This is a genomic window from Laceyella tengchongensis (genome assembly GCF_900182735.1).
GTDB classification, from domain to species: domain Bacteria; phylum Bacillota; class Bacilli; order Thermoactinomycetales; family Thermoactinomycetaceae; genus Laceyella; species Laceyella tengchongensis.
This window is the reverse complement of the sequence record NZ_FXTU01000002.1, coordinates 93,394-113,467: the sequence shown is the minus strand read 5'-3', so window position 1 is coordinate 113,467 and position 20,074 is coordinate 93,394. Positions and strand designations below refer to the sequence as shown.

Here is a 20,074-nt window from a genome sequence, read left to right as displayed (position 1 = left end):
ATGATCCATGCGCAACAGCACGCAAGAGTTCGGCTTGCAGTCATCATTGCTCTATTGTTTCTGTTGGCACTGATTGTGGTGAGTGTGGCGACGGGGTTTGTGTCACTGTCTCCCGAGCAATTGGCGCGAACCTTATTGGGGCGGGGCACAGAAAAAGAAGAGTTGATTTTATACGGCTTTCGGTTGCCGAGAATAGTGATCACGGTTTTGGCAGGAATGGGTCTGGCCGTTTCTGGTTCGATTTTACAAAGCATCACCAAAAATCCGCTGTCAGATCCAGGTGTGTTGGGGATTAATGCGGGAGCTGGATTCATGGTGGTGGTCTATGTGATGTTCTTTACCGTAGAGTCATCCACTTATGTCTATATTCTCCCGCTGTTTGCGTTGCTGGGTGGCATTATTACGGCTATCTTCATTTACACCATGGCCCATAAAAAAGGAGAGGGAGTTGACCCGACTCGGCTGGTGCTTATTGGTGTAGGGATGGCGGCTGCCCTAAACGGCGGGATCATCACGTTGACTTCCCGGTTGGGACAGGAAGAGGCCTCTTTCTTCGCCAATTGGATGGCGGGCCGGATCTGGGGAGACGATTGGACATTTGTGTTGGCGTTACTACCATGGATTCTTGTTTTGCTCCCTATTGCATGGGCGAAGTCCCATGTTTTGAATACATTGCATTTGCATGAGCATGTGTCCATCGGGTTAGGTGTTCATGTGGAGCGGGAAAGACGCTTGCTCATTTTGATCGCGGTGGCCCTTTCGTCAGCATCTGTGGCGGTCAGCGGAGGGATCGCTTTTGTCGGTCTGATGGCTCCGCATATCGCTAGGTCGCTGGTTGGGCCTCGCCTCCAGGGAGCTCTTCCCATCGCGGCTTTGCTTGGTGCGATATTGCTCCTTGCCGCTGACACGATCGGCAGGGCCATGACGGATCCCATCGGCATTCCCGCTGGTATTGTTGTAAGTATCATCGGTGCGCCCTATTTTATGTACTTAATGGCTAAAAAATAGTTCAGCTGGAGGAGAGGCACATGAAAAAAGATGGCCTGTACGATGTCACGATCATAGGGGGAGGGCCGGTAGGGCTGTTTAGCGCATTTTACAGCGGCATGCGAGAAATGAAAACCAAATTGATTGAATCCGGGCCGGAACTCGGCGGCAAAGTCTCCATGTTTTTTCCAGAGAAAACCATCAGAGATATCGGCGGCATCCCGGCAATCACTGGTGCTGACCTCGTCGAGCGACTCAAGGAGCAGGCGCAAACTTTTGCACCGACAATCATTTGCGGACAGCGCATTTCCGGACTGGAACGGTTGGAAGACGGAACCTTTCTATTGACCAGCACCCAAGGAGACATCCACCATACACGAACCATTATCCTGACAGTGGGTCACGGCATTTTTGAACCGATCAAACTGGACATAGAAGGCGCGGAACGTTATGAAAGCGGCAATTTGCACTATTCGGTGGGCGAATTGGACAAGTTTAAAGGGAAGCACGTTCTCATTTCGGGAGGCGGAAACGCGGCGGTGGATTGGGCTAATGAATTGTTGCCGATCGCCAAAAAGGTGACGGTTATTCACCGCAGAGATGAATTCCGGGGCCATGAACAGCATGTCACCCATATGAGCGAAGCGGCAGTCACGTTGACCCCATATGCTCTGAAAGCATTGCATGGGGAGTCTGATCACATTCAAAAAGTGACGATTGAACACTTGGAAACAGGAGAAACGCGCGAGCTGGAGATTGATGAATTGATCGTGAATCACGGAATCAGAGGAGATTTGGGCGGAATCAACGATTGGGGACTGGAGATGAAAGACGGGCATTTTGTAGTGAACAATGCGATGGAAACGAATATTCCAGGTATTTTTGCGGCCGGGGACGCAGTGACCTATCCCAACAAATTGAAGCTCATCACGGGAGGTTTCACAGAAGGGCCGGTCGCTGTGAACAGCGCAAAGAAACATTTGCAACCGGAATCCCCATTGGCTGATTTATATTCCACCCATCACGATAAGTTTGTCGATGCCTGATGATACCTAATTGGCTAACCGACTCCTACGCATGAAAAGCAAGCGTGGGAAACGGGCTAATTGGCTATGGGTAAAGTGGCAGGATATAAAAGATGAGAATGGAAAAAAGGGCGAGTTGGGTGTATCTTCCAACTTTGCCCTTTTGTTGTTGTGTCGAAATCGCTTCGAGCGAAGGATTATTGAGAACGGATCGTTTTGACCAATAGCAACACACTGATCAGAAAAACGCAAGTGATGGAACTACCGGCGATCAGCAAATGGGACAGCGAGACACCCTTGTTCAATATCATCGGGATGAAGCCCTGGGAGATAGGAACCAATCCGGTTGAAGCCATGGTGAACAAGCTCATTACTCTACCCATTTTGTCCATGTCAATGATCGATTGCAATGCGGTGACCATGGTTGTGTTGGCAAAAGAGGAAAAGATCCCCGTGAACAGCAGGGCGATAATGGCCGGAATCAGTTCTTTGGCAAAACCAAGCCCCATCATGCTGAAGCAGAAGAAGAGCATAAAGATATAGGACCACATGGCCCGTTGTTTAGTGATATTGATCATGCCGATGACGATTGCGCCGATCAAGGACCCGGCGGTCAAAGAAATTTCAAGGTAGGTGAAATCCATCGCGGTTCCGTTTAGTGTTTCCGTCACAAACGTGGGAATAGCGATAGACAAGGGACCGACCAAGAAAAAGACAGAAATGGCGTTTGTGAGCAGAATGGAAAACTTGAACCGATCCTCTTTTATGTAAAGGAACCCTTCCTTGATTTCTGCTAGCATCGACTGTTTTTCCTCTGATACTTCGTCAGGCTCCGATTGCTGTGGTTGGTCGCGGACGCCCAGCAAGAACACGGACCCGAGCAACAGCATGACGCTGATGAGGCCAAAAGACCAATCATATGAGCCCCAAGTGAGGGACATCCCGGCGATGACAGGGCCGACGAGCACGCCGACTTGCTGGATAGTGAAGTTGTAGCTGTTGGCCGCGCCCAATTGCGAATCGGGAACGATGGTCGGAATGATGGAGGAGGCCGCGGGCCAGTAGAATGATTCCAAAACTCCGAACAACAGGGCGAAAATGATCAAGATGGTGAAGGTCAATTGATCAGAAAGAAATAGAAATGTCATGGCCAACAATAGCACAAACCTAAAGAAATCAGAGTAAAACATGATAAGGGACCGTCTGAAGCGGTCGGCCACCACGCCCCCCACACTCATCAGCAACAAGCGCGGGATCGCTGTTGCCATCAACACGTAACCAATCATCGAAGGCATTTGCAAATGTTTGGAAACATACCAAGTTTCAATCATCAGATAGGTGGAAGTGGCCAAGCTACTAAAGATAATGGAAATGATCAACATCAAAAAAGAACGATTTTTTAAAAGAGGAGTGGGTGACGGTTTCTCTTGTGTGACACTCATTTCTTTCGATAAGGATTCATTCATCATTTAGACCTCACTTTTACAAAAGAAGTTGAGCCACATGACCAAAATCCGCCAAAATGTGAAACGCAAGATTTTCCAGCGGAATCGGGCGTGTTGAAAAGCCAAATAGTCCTTGTGGGAGAAGAGGGGTGAATCTCGTCCTGTCCGCACCGTTTCTTTTCCTCGGGCATCCCTTCGTTGAATAGGAGTAGAAAACCATCGTGATGTATCAATACATGTTCCCAGTCAAGCGATAGGCAAAATCCACTTCAGGCAGATCAACACGCTTGTGGCGGAATATGTTTATCTACTAGATGAGAGTGATAATATACATAGTCTATATAGAATCCGTTTATTTAAAAAATACCGCTTCACACCAAATATCATATATAATAACAATTTAAAAAACAACAAAAATCTCCTTTTTTAATAAATTGTGCGTCCACTTCATAGTTGTTCCCTTGCATTTTTTAATAAATGAACATTGGTCATTCATAAATTTTATGGTTTATTAAGGATGGGATGGTGGCATATAATAGCTGTTGAGTCTGGTATGACTAGATTTTTTAAAGAAGTGTAGTTCGAGAAGAAATTTATATGTAAAAAAACAATATTTCTTATTAATTGTCTGGTAAGTTGTTGACGAATGGAAATTTATATATTTAAATTAATGGTATCGAATGTAGTAAAGATTGTATATGTAATTTATAACATAACTGCATGAATTTATGCTCATAACGTCTCAGCTGCTTAGCAGAGGTGATGGTTTCTTATTTCACTGGACTTACAGGCATACCCAAAAACGTGGAATTAGGGAATAATTGTTTTTGTTTGGTATGGGAAAGGTGGGATGAGGAACGGAAATGTTGAAAGAAATGGTTTTCTATTTTTGATGATCACTGTCAGCCTGATTTAATATTGGTAAATAGGAAGATCGTATCCCAGGCCGACTTTCCTTTGGCGAGTCTGAGCTTGGGGCTACGAAAAGATTGAATGTTACAGATGGTTGAGCGCTCATCGAACTTAGAGCGGCAATTGTTTTTAGTGTTTTAATAGGAAATTCGAATAAGGAAGATTGGATTTATTCGTAAAAGGTATATAAATGTGCATGGTACAGGTTTGCTCCGAACGGGGGTGAGCGATTGATACGTTCCCAACCAGAAGGATTGCAACCTGTTTGACGATGCTTTTGGCGGTGGGGAGGATGGTTGTTCCTAACCATGTATGTGCGCGAGACACTGCCAGTTGTTACGAAGATCATGTGTTGGAGGTGATGCACCACTACATAGACATGATGATGCATTGGAATGCCTTTAAGAAGAATCCAATCTGATCGCCATACCTGTTGGCGCGACTAGGGCGTGTCTGATGAATAGGATAGCGGCTCCAAAATCATTTTCTTATTCGCTTCACGCATGTAGAGGCGCTCCTCTGCCAGACACACCCTAGCAGGTACCACAGAGAGGATAAAAAGTTAAGGGGTGGAAAAAGTGTCGCCTTTTACGCAAAACAAAGAGGTTTTGTCAAAGGATCAGGTGTATGATTGCGACTTGGTCATGCAAGTGCAAGGCGAGGTGGATGCGGAATTATTAAAATACTTACTTGATGCATTATATAATGAACATTCCGTCGATAGGCGGCCGCTAACCTTTAGCGAAGATGACTTGCGCGGACTGTCGGCGGAGCAAAAAGCGTCAATCATCCAAGCGCATCGGCGCGGTGAGGGGGAGGCGACTGATTCTGTTTCCCTACAGGTGATTGTCGTTCAGGATGACGGCGGGATCAGCTGGCTCATTTTCCGATATGATCGGCAAGCGATCGACGGAAAAACATTGAACCTGTTGATCCGTAAAGCGTTTGGCGCTTACAACCAAAAACGGTTGGGCCGGGTACCGAAGCACCTGTCCGCGTTTCATGAGCAGCGGATGGAGTCGCTGGAAGAGGCCAAAGCTTACTGGAGCGGACGGTTTGCCGACTATGAACACAAACCGTTTTTCCCCACCATACCCGCCGATTTGGAAGAGGGCAGTTTGACGTCTCCCTCTGTGACCTTGCACCTGGACAGCGAACAAACTGACAGATTGTCGAAGGTCGCTGCCCAATTAGATGTGCCATTGCCCACCATGTTGCACGGGGTCTGGGGTGTTTTGTTGCAAAAGTACGGGAACGCGGATGATGTGTCATATTTGTCCATGAAACCGGAGCGTTTCCCGTTGGCCCGGGATGTGCGTCAGGCGATCGGTCTGTGTGTTGACGCGACACCAGTTCGAGTTCACGGAGACAATCCATCTTTTGCGGCCGTCGTGGCTGATTTGCATCGTGATTTGGCTAAAGGGCGGGAACACGGTGGATTGCATCTGGCCCAACTTGCGGATTGGACGGGATTGACCGTCGAATCGTTTGATCACTTCTTCGTCTGCGATCTCGAAGTGGAGCAACTCCGGGGTGTGCAAGACGATTTGACCCTGATCGGTGCCGACCGGTCGGAGCAAGCTTCATTTAAGCTCAAAGTGGTGGCGACGAAAGCTGAAGATGGATTAAGCATTGATTTCATTTATGATTCAGCGAGCTATCCCCAGACGTTTGTTCAAAACATGGCGGACCATGTGGAGCGGATCATCGAAGCAGTCATCCGGAATCCGCATGTGCTGGTGAGTGAAATCGACCTCTGCACCGAAGAGGAAAAACATACTATGCTTTCGGGCTTTAACCCAGACCCAGTGAGTTATCCCAAGCACAAAACGGTGCAAGCGTTATTTGAAGAGCAAGTTGAACAGCATCCAGAGCGAATTGCATTGAAATACAAAAACCAAACGGTCACTTACAATGAGTTGAACCGACAAGCCAACCAGCTGGCGCGGGTGTTGCGTGCGCGCGGGGTGAAGCGGGGCGACAAAGTGGGGCTGATGGCCAAGCGCTCACCAGAAATGGTCATCGGCGTGCTTGGCATCATCAAAGCGGGCGCTGTTTATGTTCCTCTCTCCCCCGACTATCCGGAGGAACGCATCCGTTATATGGCTGAAGATTGCCAAATGTCGCTGTTGCTCAAACAGCCGCAAGCCATGCCAGAGTTTGCCTACGAGGGTGAGATTTGCCCCTTGGTGAGGGATACCTGGATCGGGGAAGACGACAGCAATGTGGAAGATGTCAACACCAGCGATGATTTGATTTATGTGATTTATACTTCGGGATCGACAGGCAAGCCGAAAGGGGTACTGATTCGGCATTACAACTTGACGCGCACGATGATTAACTGTGGTTACATTGAGATCACAGAAGATGACACGATATTGCAATTATCCAATTTTGCTTTTGACGCTTCTGTGTTCGATATGTTTGGCGCGCTGTTGCACGGTGCCAAGTTGGTGCTTGTACCCGAAGAGGTGCTCATGGATCTCAAGCAGTTGACCCAATTGATCAAAGAGGAAGAAATCACTGTCAGCTTTATGACGACCGCTTTGCTCAACACGTTGGTGGATTGGGACCCACACGCACTCGCTGGGCTTCGCAAAATTATCTTTGGCGGGGAGAAAGCATCACTCAAACACGTGGAGAAGGCATATGCCGTTTTGGGTGATGGGCAGTTGATGAATGCTTACGGCCCAACAGAAACATCGGTCTTCACCACGATGTATCCGATTAAAGCTTGGAGCGCGCAAAAGGGCATTCCGATCGGTAAACCGATCAATCATTCCCGCGTCTATGTGTTGAACAGACACAATCAGCTACAACCGATCGGTGTTGCCGGAGAGCTTTGCATCAGTGGTGACGGAGTAGGTGCTGGTTATTTGAACCGTCCAGAACAGACGGCACAAGTGTTTGTAGACGATCCGTTTGCACCGGGTGAAACGATGTATCGCACAGGGGACTTGGTTCGTTGGCTGCCGGATGGCAATCTGGAATTTTTGGGCCGCATGGACGGCCAAGTGAAAATCCGGGGACACCGGATCGAGTTGACAGAGATTGAACTGAAATTGCTCGAACATCCGGCTGTGCAACAAACGATCGTAACCGCGGGCAAGGATGAGGATGGTCATTCTTTCTTAAGTGGCTATGTCGTTTTGGACGAGCCATGCGAGATGGCGGATATCCGCCGGCATTTGGCGACAACCTTGCCGGAATATATGGTGCCCACGTATTTGGTGGAACTAAACGCCTTGCCGCTGACGGCCAATGGCAAAGTGGACAAACGAGCGTTGCCTGATCCCCGATTGCTTGACAGCGAGCCGACAGAAGAGCTGTCCGCTCCCACCAACGAAACGGAACGCAAGTTGGCGGCCATTTGGGAAGACATCTTGGGCATCAAGCGGATTGGCATCACCGACCACTTCTTTGAATCGGGCGGTCATTCACTGAAAGCAATGCAGTTGATTGCGCGAATTCGTGATCAATTCGGTGTAGAAATGTCTTTCCAAGATGCGTTTGATTATCCGACGATCAAAGAGATGGCTTCGTATATCGCTGGAGCTAATCAATCACATGTTACCATGATCCAACGCGCTGGTGAGCAAGATTATTATCCTGTGTCGGCGGCGCAAAAACGGCTGTATGCGTTGCAACAATGGGAGAACGTGGGAACGGCGTACAACACACCGATCTTGTTGGAAGTGGAAGGTCGGTTGGATGTTAAGGCCCTGACGGATGCGCTTAACGCCTTTGTCGCTCGGCATGAAGCGCTGCGCACCTCCTTTACGTTTGTGGACGGAGAGTTGGTGCAACAGATTCATCCCCGCCTGGAAGTGGAGATGAAACACGTCACCGTGTCGGATGAGGCTGAGTTGGAGTCGCTGGTGCAAGGAATGATCCAGCCGTTTGATTTGAGCCAGGCACCGTTGTTTAGAGCGGGTGTGTTCAGCCTGTCCGATGAGCGGCACGTGTTGGTGCTCGATATGCACCACATCATCTCAGATGGGATTTCGCACAGCATTTTGTATCGCGAACTGGGGGCGCTCTATCAGAAACAATCGTTGCCGGAACTACCGATTCAATACAAGGATTACGCGGTATGGGAGCAAAGCCGGGATGCAGCGAACGAAGAGAAAGAGCAGTACTGGCTGGAGCAGTTTGCCGGGGAAGTGCCGGTGCTGGAATTGCCGACCGATTATCCGCGCCCGTCGATGCAACAGTTTGATGGGGAAGTGAAGACCTTTTATCTGCCTGAAGAGGTGGAAGCACAGGTTAAACAATTGGCCAAAGAGCAGAAGAGCACCTTGTTCATCACCTTGCTCGCTTCCTATTATGTGCTCTTGTCCAAGTATTCGGGGCAGGATGATATTATTGTCGGTTCGCCGATCGCCGGCCGCACCCAAAGCGAGCTGGAACCGATCTTCGGGATGTTTGTTAACACCTTGCCGCTAAGAGCTCATGTACCAAGTGAAGAGCGTTTCACCAGCTTCCTGAAGAGATTGCAAGCGCAGATGCTGGAAGCATATGAGCGGCAGGATTATCCGTTTGATGAGCTGGTCGGCAAATTGGGTTTACAACGTGATCTGAGCCGCAACCCGTTGTTTGACACCATGTTTGTGTTGCAAAACATGGACTTGTCCATGATCCAAATCCCAGGGCTCACTTTCCGCCCGTATCCGATTCAGGCTAAAAAGGTGCAGTTTGATTTGGCCTTGGTGGTGACAGAGGAAGAGCGACTCCAGTTTCAGGTGGAATACAACACCGCGCTGTTTAAGCGGGAAACGGTGGAGCGCATGATCGGCCATGTGGAGCAGGTGTTGCGCCAAGTGACGGCCTATCCGGAGATTTCTGTGCGGGAGATCAGCCTGATCACCGAACAGGAGAAGCAGCTGGTGTTAGAAGTATTTAACCGCACTGAAGCGGAGTATCCGCATGACCAAACCTTGCCAGAACTCTTTGAGGCGCAGGTGGCGCGGACACCGGACGAACCGGCGTTGGTGTTTGGCGAAGTCCAGCTGACATACCGGGAATTGGATGAGCAAGCAAACCGCTTGGCCCGGGCGCTAAGGAAGAAAGGCGTACAACCGGAACAATTTGTAGGCATTTTGCTGGAGCGGTCTCCAGAGATGATTATCGCTCTGTTGGGGGTGCTGAAAGCGGGGGCAGCTTATCTCCCAATTGATCCTGAGTATCCTCAGGAACGGATTCGTTACATGCTGGAAGACAGCCAAGCCAAGTGGCTTATCACCCAGCAGGGAGTGGATGTGCCAGCAGAGTTTGCGGGTGAGACGATCCGCATCGAAGAGAGCGAATGGCGAGAGGAAGAAGGGACGCCACTTCCCATAATCAACACCCCTGACCATCTGGCATACATGATTTATACCTCGGGTTCTACTGGGAAGCCGAAAGGAGTCATGATCGAACACCGGGGCGTGGCCAACTTGCAACTGATGGCTGAAACGTACGGCATCGGCCCGGGAAGTCGGGTGTTGCAGTTCTCCTCGATCAGTTTTGACGCGGCTGTGGGTGACATTTTCCACACCTTGCTCAATGGTGGCGCGCTCTATCTGATCAAGAAAGAACAATTGTTGGATGGAACCGGATTTGTGCAATGGTTGAAAGAACAGCGCATCACCTCGATGCCGTTTATCCCGCCGTCCGTGTTGCGTACGCTGCCGTATCTGGATTTGCCCGATTTGACTACCATCAGTACGGGGGGAGAAGCGTGCTCACCGGATTTGGTGAAAGTCTGGGGACAGGGTCGCACGTTCCTGAACGCTTACGGCCCGACGGAAGGGACGGTAGATGCGACGATCGGTGTGTGCTCTCCGGAGGCTGAAACGATCACGATTGGGACGCCGATCCGCAATAAGAAAGCGTATGTCTTAAGCCCAGAAGGACAATTGCAACCGATCGGTGTGCCGGGCGAATTGTGCATCGGTGGGGAAGGGTTGGCGCGCGGGTATTGGAACCGGCCCGACTTGACCGCGGAGAAGTTTGTACCCAATCCGTTCCGTCCGGGCGAGCGGATGTACAAAACCGGAGACTTGGTGCGGTGGTTGCCGACAGGGGAGATCGAATACTTGGGACGGATCGACGATCAGGTGAAGATCCGTGGGCACCGCATTGAAATCGGTGAGATCGAGACCATGCTGTTGGAAATGGAGCAGGTGGAAGAAGCCGTGGTGTTGGCCAGAAACGACAAAGGAAGCGGTGCGTACCTCTGTGCGTATATCGTCTGGAAAACACCTGGTTCGGTCAAAACCTTGCGTGATGACTTAAGCGCCATCCTGCCGCATTACATGATTCCGTCTTACTTTGTGGAGATGGACAAAATTCCGCTGACCCCCAACGGTAAAGTGGACAAAAAAGCGTTGCCTGAACCGGAGGGACGGGTGCAGACCAGCGCGGAGTATGTCGCACCGCAAACGCCGATGGAAACACTTCTCGCCCAGATTTGGGAAGAAGTGCTGGGCGTCGAGCGCATCGGGATCGAAGACAACTTCTTCGAATTGGGTGGCGATTCAATCAAGGCGATCCAGATTGCAGCTCGATTGCACCAACAAAAGTGGCAGTTGGAGATGAAAGGATTGTTCCGCCATCCTACCATTCGGGAGCTGGCGCCGCGCATCACCAGCAAGGCGGAAACAGCGGCGGAACAAGGTGTTGTGACCGGCAATGTGCCACCAACTCCAATTCAGCAATGGTTTGCTGAACTGAACAGCCAAGCGTCGCATCACTACAATCAAGCGATGATGCTTCACCAGCCGGAAGGATGGGACAGCGAGCGAGTGAAGTCCACGCTGACTCGACTCGTGGCCCACCATGATGCACTGCGCATGACTGCGGCGTTTACGGACGATGGCTTGGTGCTGACGAATCAAGGCTTGGAAGCAGACGGCTTCACACTGAGCGAGTATGACTTCACAGGTGTGGCGGACGTACGCGCGGCGATTGAACAGGAAGCCAACCGTCTGCAACAGTCTATCGACTTGGAGCAAGGGCCGTTGGTTAAAGTGGGGCTGTTCCACACTGCTGACGGAGATTATCTGCTGCTGGTGATTCACCATCTGGTGGTAGACGGTGTATCTTGGCGCATCTTACTAGAAGACTTCACGACTCTGTATGAGCAAGCGGACGCATCTTTGCCGCTGAAAACAAGTTCTTTCCAAGCATGGGCGCGGAAGTTGCGCGAATATGCTGTCAGCCCGCAACTGATGGCGGAGATTCCACACTGGAAGCGGGTAGAAACGGCACAAGTACAGGCGTTGCCAAAAGACCGCGAGCCAGCGACGGAAATCTATATGAAGGATCGCGACGCGGTGCGCGTTCACTTGTCAGACACGGAAACGGCGGCTTTGCTCACGCAAGCGCATCGGGCTTATCACACAGAAGCAAATGATTTGCTGATCGCCGGTTTGAGCATGGCCCTGAAAAAGTGGACTGGGCAAGACAAAGTGGCTCTGTATTTGGAAGGGCATGGTCGCGAAGAGCTGTTTAAGGAGATCGACTTGACCCGGACAGTGGGTTGGTTCACGTCCCTGTATCCCGTGGTGTTGGACATGGCTGCAGATGAGATGGGGCGGATCGTGCCGACAGTGAAAGAAACCCTGCGCCAAGTGCCTAACAAAGGAGTGGGCTACGGGGTATTGCGGTACTTGACTCCGGCCGAAATGACCTCCGACTTGTCTTTCAGTTGCAAGCCGGAAATCAGCTTCAACTATCTCGGTCAATTTGACCAAGGCGGGTTGGACCCATCATCGATGCCGACCGGGGAATGGTTCAGTCCGGAGACGCCAATCGATGTGGCCATTGAGATCAACGGCTGGGTCGCCGAAGGGCAACTTACGCTGGAATGCAGTTATGATCGCACTGCGTTCACTGAGCAAACGATCCACCAGTTGATGGACGAAGTGAAACGAAGCTTGCATGCGTTGGTGGAACATTGTCTGGCGCAGCCAGAATCACTGCGGACGCCAAGTGATTTCAGCATCGGCTCCTGTCCGTTGGAAGATTTGGAGCTCGTACGCAACATCGTGGCCGAGGCAGAGATTCAAGATTTGTATCATCTGTCGCCCATGCAAGAAGGCATCTTGTTCCACGCTTTGAAGGACAAAGAGAGCGAGGCGTATTTTGACCAGATCACTTTCCGCATGGAAGGCGTTCTCGATCCCGAGCGGTTGAAGAAAAGTTTGGACTCGCTCATTCAAAAGTACGATGTGTTCCGGACGGTGTTCATCTACGACAAAGTCAAAAAGCCGATCCAAGTCGTGTTGAAACACAAAGAGGCGACGTTCAGATATGAGGACATTCGTCATCTGGCTCCGGCGGAACAAACCGCGCACATGGAAGCGTTCAAGCGGCAAGATCGGTTGAAAGGATTTGATCTGACACGTGATGTGATGATCCGTTTCGCTTTGTTCCAAACGGGTGAACGCCATTATCAATTGGTGTTCAGTTCCCATCACATCCTGATGGATGGTTGGTGCTTCGGATTAATTGTGGAAGATTGGCTGAACTTCTACATCGACGCGCAGCAAACAGAAAGCGCCGCCCCCTACAGTGAATATATTCGCTGGTTGGAACGTCAGGATGACCAACAAGCGACCGCTTATTGGAAAGAGTATCTGCACGGATACGAACAAGCTGTCTCGATACCGCAAGATACGCTGGACGGGCGTCGAGGAAGCGAGCCCAAAGCCGAGCTGGACTTCCGTTTGGACAAGGAGCTAACAGAGCGGCTTACACGTACGGCGGCACGGCAACGCGTTACGTTGAACACGATGTTCCAAGCAATCTGGGGCGTGTTGTTGCAACGCTACAACGATACCGATGATGTCGTGTTCGGAGCGGTTATCTCTGGACGGCCGACAGAGATCCCCGATGTGGAAAAAATGGTCGGCTTGTTCATCAACACCATCCCGGTACGGGTGCAAGGGCAGAGAGACACCTCTTTTACTGACCTGCTGGCTAAGATGCAGGAAAATGCGTTGACGTCTGAACGGTACGGTTATAAATCATTGGCGGAAATCCAAGCTGGTACCGATTTGTCTGGAGCGTTGTTTAACCACATCTTGGTGTTTGAGAACTATCCATTGGATCAAGACCTGTTTAGCAAGCGGGCGGACGAGCTCGGGTTTACCATTACGGGGTTGGATGTGTTTGAGCAGGAGAACTTTGAATTAAGCGTGACCATCTATCCCGGTGAGCAACTGCATCTAAAAGTGCAATATGACCAAGCATTGTATTCGCAAGACAAGATCGAACAGCTGTTCACCCATTTGCAAACGGTCATGGAACAGGTGGTTACGGCTCCTGAGATGAAGTTGGCGGAGATTGAAATCGTATCTGAGGCGGAGCGGACGCAACTTTTGACCGCGTTCAACCGCACGGAACGCCCTTATCCGCAGGACAAAACGTTGCATGAGCTGTTTGCGGAACAGGTGGCTCGGACCCCAGATCACCCGGCGGTTGTCTTTGAAGATGTCAGCTTGACTTACCGTGAGCTGCATCAGAGATCCAATCAATTGGCAAGAGCGCTACGTGACAAGGGGGTTACACGCGACCAATTTGTGGGGATGATGACAGAACGCACACCTGACATGATCGTCGGCCTTTTGGCGGTGTTAAAGGCGGGCGGGGCTTATGTCCCGATCGATCCCGATTATCCGCAAGAACGGATCGCCTTTATGTTGCAAGACAGCCAAGCCCGGTTGTTGTTAACCCACAGCCACATTCAGGTTCCGGCTGAATTTGCGGGCGAAGTGATCCGATTGGATGAGCCCAGCTGGTACGAGAGGGATGCTTCGGAGTTGGAGCAGATCAACCAGCCGACGGATTTGGCTTATATGATCTACACCTCCGGTTCCACTGGCAAACCCAAAGGCGTCATGATTGAGCATCTCGGGGTGTGCAATCTCAGTGCGATGGCTGACCTGTATCAAATCACTGAGGGAAGTCGGGTGTTGCAATTCGCTTCTATCAGCTTTGACGCTTCCGTATCTGAGATTTTCCCAGCCTTGCTGACCGGAGCGACACTTTATCTGGTTCGTAAAGAGCAGCTGGTACCCGACCGGTTTGTACAGTGGCTGAAAGAGGAGAAAATCAACTTCTTGGGACTGTCGCCATCGGCGTTACAAACGTTCCCATATGCGGAATTGCCGGATTTGCGGACGATTTTGACAGGTGGGGAAGCTGTTACCAGCGATCTGGTGAAACGCTGGGGCCAAGGTCGAACCTTCATCAATGCCTACGGACCGACGGAAGTGACGGTGGACGCTACGTTGGGATATTGTCGCGCGGAAGACGACAAACCGACGATTGGCACGCCATTCCCCAACAAAAAGGTATACATCCTAAACCGGCACAACCAACTGCAACCGATTGGCGTACCAGGAGAGTTGTGCGTCGGTGGGGTTGGTTTGGCACGAGGTTACTGGGGTCGAGAAGATCTGACGACTGAGAAGTTTGTGCCCAATCCGTTTAACCCTGAGGAGAAAATGTATAAGACCGGCGATTTGGCTCGTTGGTTGCCCAATGGAGAAATCGAGTACCTTGGCCGGATCGACGATCAAGTGAAGATTCGTGGACATCGCGTGGAATTGGGAGAAGTGGTTGAGCGCCTCCTGCAATTGGACGGTGTGCGGGAAGCAACGGTCGTGCCTTATCTTGACCATCAGGGATATGCGTACCTGTGCGCGTATACGGTCTTGGCGGAAGGGATGACAGTGGCGCAGGTTCGGGAACAATTGGCGGCACAGTTACCCAATTATATGGTTCCGACCCAGTTTGTAGAGATGGACGCTCTGCCGCTCAACGCCAATGGCAAAGTGGACCGAAAAGCTTTGCCGAAACCCGATTCGCAATCCCAAACCCAGCGCGAGTATGTCCCACCTGCTGATGAATTGGAACACAAATTGGCGGAAATCTGCCAACAACTGATGGGGCTGGAACGCGTCGGAATGAATGACAACTTCTTCGAGCTGGGAGGACACTCGCTGCTGGCGATGAGTTTGGTGTCGCAAGTGCACAAGGTGTTGAACATTGAGATTCCGCTCAATGTAATCTTCACCAGCACCACGCTGAAAGAGTTGGCTCAATACTTGCGTGATGCGGACAAGGGCACTTATGAGGCGATTGTGCCGGCAGGAGAGCGGGAAGCTTATCCGGTTACCTCAAGCCAAAGAAGAATGTTTGCCATTGACAGTTTGGGCAATGCTGGCACGGGTTACAACTTGACCGCCACCCTCATGATCGAAGGAGAGCTGGACCCCGAGCGCTTGCGTGCGGCGTGGAATCAACTTGTGGAGCGGCATGAGCCATTGCGCACCTCTTTCCACTTGTCCGATGGGGAATTGGTGCAACAAATCCACCCATCCGTCACTTGCGATATCGAACTGATGGAAGTGGAGGAAGCGAAGGTAGATGCCTTCATCGGCGAGTTTGTGCAGCCGTTTGAGTTGCATCAGGCGCCTCTGGCCAGAGTGGCACTGGCTCGCCTCACTGAAACCAAGCACCTGTTTATCGTCGATATGCACCATATCATCACCGATGGTTTGTCTGTAGGCATCCTGTTTGATGAGTTGGCGCAATTGCTTCAAGGCAAATCGCTGCCTGAGCTCAAATTTCAGTACAAGGATTACGCTGTATGGCAAAAATCTTTTGCCGCGTCGGAAACATACCAAAAGCAAGAAGCGTTTTGGTTGGACGCGTTTAAAGGGGAATTGCCAACCCTGTCCTTGCCGACGGACTTTGTTCGGCCGCCGGTGAAGCAATTTGACGGGGATCTGATCCGCTTTGAGTTGGATGAAGAATTGACCGCGGGGCTGAAACGCGTAGCCATGGAAAACGGCGCAACCATGTATATGACGTTGTTGGCGGCATACAACGTGTTGTTGTCCAAGTACAGCGGACAGGATGACATTGTCGTCGGTAGCGCCATTGCCGGCCGGAACCATCCGGATGTGCAATCCATCTTCGGGCTGTTTGTCAATACATTGGTCTTGCGTAACCATCCACAGCCGCAACAAAGCTTCACCCAATTCTTGCAAGCGGTGAAAGAGCGGACGCTCCAATGCTTTGACCATGCAGATTATCCGCTGGAAGATCTGATCGACAAGTTGCAGCTGCGTCGGGACATGAGCCGCAACCCGCTGTTTGACACCATGTTCAACTATGAGGGAGATGACGCCCTGTCGGCGGAAGTCCCCGGACTGAAACTGAGTCATTATGCTTTGCAGGAGAAAGTAGCCGCGCAATTCGACTTGACTTGGACGGTTTATGAGGACGATGACCGCTTGCGATTCGCCCTGTCTTACGCCACCAGCCTGTTTAAAAAGGAAACGGCGGAACGGATGGTTTCTCATTTCATCCACCTTTTGCAACAAGTGGTTAGCCGTCCGGATAGCACGCTGGATGACATGGCGTTGATCACCGAGGCGGAAACGCAACAGATCTTGCACGCGTTTAATAACACGCGGGTGGAATATCCGCCGGCCAAACCGTTGCCAACCTTGTTTGAGGAACAAGTGGCACGGACACCCGACCGGATTGCGATTGAGTTTGGCGACGGGAAATGGACGTACGCCGAAGTGAACGCCCGTGCAAACCACTTGGCTCGGATGCTGCGCGCCAAAGGCGTCGGTCCCAACCAAATCGTCGGATTGCTGGCAGAGCGTTCACTGGAAATGATGATCGGCATCTTGGGGATTCTCAAAGCCGGTGCGGCGTATATGCCGATTTCGCCTGAATTCCCAGAAGAACGGATCGCCTACATGCTCGACAACAGTGAAGCGCGCTTGATTTTGTCACTGAGCAAGTTCCGCGGCTTGGCTGGTTCTTTCGACGCAGAAGTACTCTATCTGGACGAAATCGCGTTGGAGCAAGGGGAAGCCGACAATTTGCCAGCCACGGCTACAGTGAGAGATTTGGCATATGTGATTTACACCTCGGGGTCTACTGGGAAGCCCAAAGGGGTCATGATCGAGCATTACACGGCGTATAACCGGATTGAATGGATGGCGCGCCAATATGAGTTTGGCCCGGAAGATGTCATCTTGCAAAAAACGCCGATCGTGTTTGACGTGTCGGTGTGGGAGTTGTTCTTGTGGTTCTTCGTCGGTGCTCGCGTGCACCTGTTGGAGCCGGGCGGTGAGAAAGCGCCGGAGCTTATGATCAACACGATAGAGCGTTACGGCATCACCACCATGCACTTTGTGCCGTCCATGTTCCATCTGTTCTTGGAACACCTTCATGAATCCAACTTGCCTCGCTTGTCCAGCTTGCGGCGGGTGTTTACCAGTGGGGAAGCGCTGTTGCCCAACCATGCTGCCCGTTTCCGGGACACGATGTATCGTGTGAATGGAACCCGGTTGTACAATCTGTACGGGCCGACCGAAGCGACGGTAGACGTCTCGTACTATGATTGCCCGACAGACCATGATCCAGATGTGATACCGATTGGTAAACCCATCGCCAATGTCCAATTGCTGGTGCTGGATGAGCGCAACCGACTGCAACCAATCGGTGTGCCAGGTGAGCTCTGTCTGTCCGGAACCTGTCTGGCCCGCGGATACCTCAACCGGGAAGACCTGACCCGGGAGAAATTTGTTCCCAACCCCTATCTCCCCGGAGAGTTGATGTACAAGACGGGAGATTTGGCGCGGTGGATGTCCGATGGGAACATCGAGTATTTGGGCCGCATGGACCATCAAGTGAAGATCCGGGGTTACCGCATTGAGTTGGATGAAGTGACCGGTCAATTGATGAAGCACCCCGCTGTGAAAGATGGTGCGGTGATCGCCCGCCACGATGCGCAAGGACAAGCTTACCTGTGCGCCTACCTGGTTAGCGAGGCGGACTGGGATGTGGCCGAATTGCGCAAGCATATGGGCCAAGGGTTGCCTGACTATATGATTCCGGCCTACTTTGTGGAACTGCCCGAACTGCCGCTCAACGCCAATGGTAAGCTGGATCGCAAAGCGCTACCCGAACCGACCGAATACGTCGTGAGCGGAGCGGAATATGCGGCGCCCACCAATGAAGTGGAAGCCCTGCTGGCCGAGGTGTGGCAGCAAGTTTTGCAGATCGGGCGGATCGGGATTCATGACAACTTCTTTGAATTGGGCGGAGATTCCATCAAAGCGATTCAAATCGCAGCTCGTCTGGCACAACACCAACTGCGCCTGAACATCAAAGACATCTTCCAGTATGAGACGATTTCGGCACTGGCGCCGTTCATCGAACGGAATCAGTTGGTCATCGACCAAGGGCCGGTCACGGGCGAAGTACCGCTTACTCCGATCCAACGAGATTTCCTCACTTTGCATGCGGAGGCACCGCATCATTTCAACCAGGCGATGCTGTTGACCCGTCGCGGTGGTTGGGATGAGGAAATGGTGCGGACCGTGTTCGCCAAAATCGTGGAACACCACGACGCTTTGCGCCATGTGTTCACCCAAACGGACGGACAATGGGTGCAAACTGGACGCGAGCCGGAAGCGGACGCGTTTACGCTGGAACTGTTTGACCTGGCCGGGGAGCCGGATGTGGCCGCCCGCATCGAGCGAGAAGCCGACCGCTTGCACGCCAGCCTAAATATCGAGGCAGGTCCGTTGATTCGATTGGGATTGTTCAAGGCACCAGAAGCTGACCATCTGTTGATCGTCATTCACCACTTGATTGTGGATGGGGTGTCTTGGCGGATCTTGGTCGAGGATTTGGAGGCCGGGTATCGCCAAGCGCTTACGAATCAACCGATCAAGTTCCCGGATAAAACCCATTCTTACCAGGCGTGGAGCCGGATGTTGCGTGAGTATGCCAATAGCAAAGCGCTGTTGAAGGAGATTCCGTATTGGCAGGAGCTGGAGAGCCAACAAGTCGCGCCGTTGCCACGGGAAGGTGCGCAAGACGCAACCCAGGTGTACGGGGATCAGGACACAGTCGTCGTGCGATTGCCTGAGTCGGTGACCAAACAGCTTTTGACAGATGCCCATCAAGCATACCGGACCGAGATCAACGACCTGTTGCTGGCCGCTTTGGGCTTGGCGCTCAAAGATTGGACAGGAGAAGAACGTTTCGCGGTTTATTTGGAAGGGCATGGGCGTGAAGAGATCATCGAGGATATCGATTTGACCCGCACCGTGGGTTGGTTTACTTCGATTTATCCCGTAGTGGTAGATGTAAGCGGGGGCGACTTGGCAGAGTCGATCAAACAGGTGAAAGAGCACTTGCGCAAAATCCCCAACAAAGGTGTCGGCTATGGTATCCTACAACATCTGACGGCGCCGGAGCACAAGCAAGACCTAGCTTTTTCCCTGTCACCCGACATCCTGTTCAACTATTTGGGACAATTTGATTCCGATGAAGAGGAAGGGGAAGTGGTGATCAGCGACTTGCCGACGGGACAAGCGGTAGGGGCTTCGATGCCAAACCGTTTCCTGTTGGAAGTGAATGAATTGATTGTGAAAGGCCAATTGGAGATTCATCTCACTTACCACACTCACCTTCACCGGAAGGAAACCATGGAGGCCCTTGGCGAGCGCTACCGGCAATACCTGATTGACTTGGTTGATCACTGCCTGTCGCAGCAAGAGCCCAATTACACGCCAAGTGATTTCAGTTCAGATGATTTAACTTACGACGAACTGGACAGCATTGCTGAACTTCTGGAGGATCTGTAAGACATGACGTTTGTATGGGAAGGAAACGGGG

Annotated in this window: 4 protein-coding genes; 3 read left to right on the top strand and 1 reads right to left on the bottom strand. The window is 51.4% G+C overall.

What is annotated here, in order from left to right; translation table 11 throughout:
* On the top strand, positions 1 to 1,008 hold the full coding sequence (locus QQZ12_RS04035; protein ID WP_284724157.1) for a FecCD family ABC transporter permease: 1,008 nt from the start codon (positions 1 to 3) through the stop codon (positions 1,006 to 1,008).
* 20 nt (positions 1,009 to 1,028) lie between these two features.
* Positions 1,029 to 2,033, top strand: a complete 1,005-nt coding sequence (locus QQZ12_RS04030; RefSeq protein WP_102992765.1) for an NAD(P)/FAD-dependent oxidoreductase — start codon at positions 1,029 to 1,031, stop codon at positions 2,031 to 2,033.
* Positions 2,034 to 2,209: 176 nt separating this feature from the next.
* Here the strand turns inward: QQZ12_RS04030 and QQZ12_RS04025 are convergent, their stop codons facing one another.
* On the bottom strand, positions 2,210 to 3,478 hold the full coding sequence (locus QQZ12_RS04025) for an MFS transporter (protein ID WP_194830593.1): 1,269 nt from the start codon (positions 3,476 to 3,478) through the stop codon (positions 2,210 to 2,212).
* Between the two features lie 1,469 nt (positions 3,479 to 4,947).
* On the opposite strand from QQZ12_RS04025, the gene QQZ12_RS04020 reads away from it, so the two are divergent.
* Positions 4,948 to 20,043 (top strand): non-ribosomal peptide synthetase, encoded by a 15,096-nt coding sequence (locus QQZ12_RS04020; RefSeq protein WP_284724019.1) that lies wholly within the window; start codon positions 4,948 to 4,950, stop codon positions 20,041 to 20,043.
* The last annotated feature ends 31 nt before the right edge of the window (positions 20,044 to 20,074 follow it).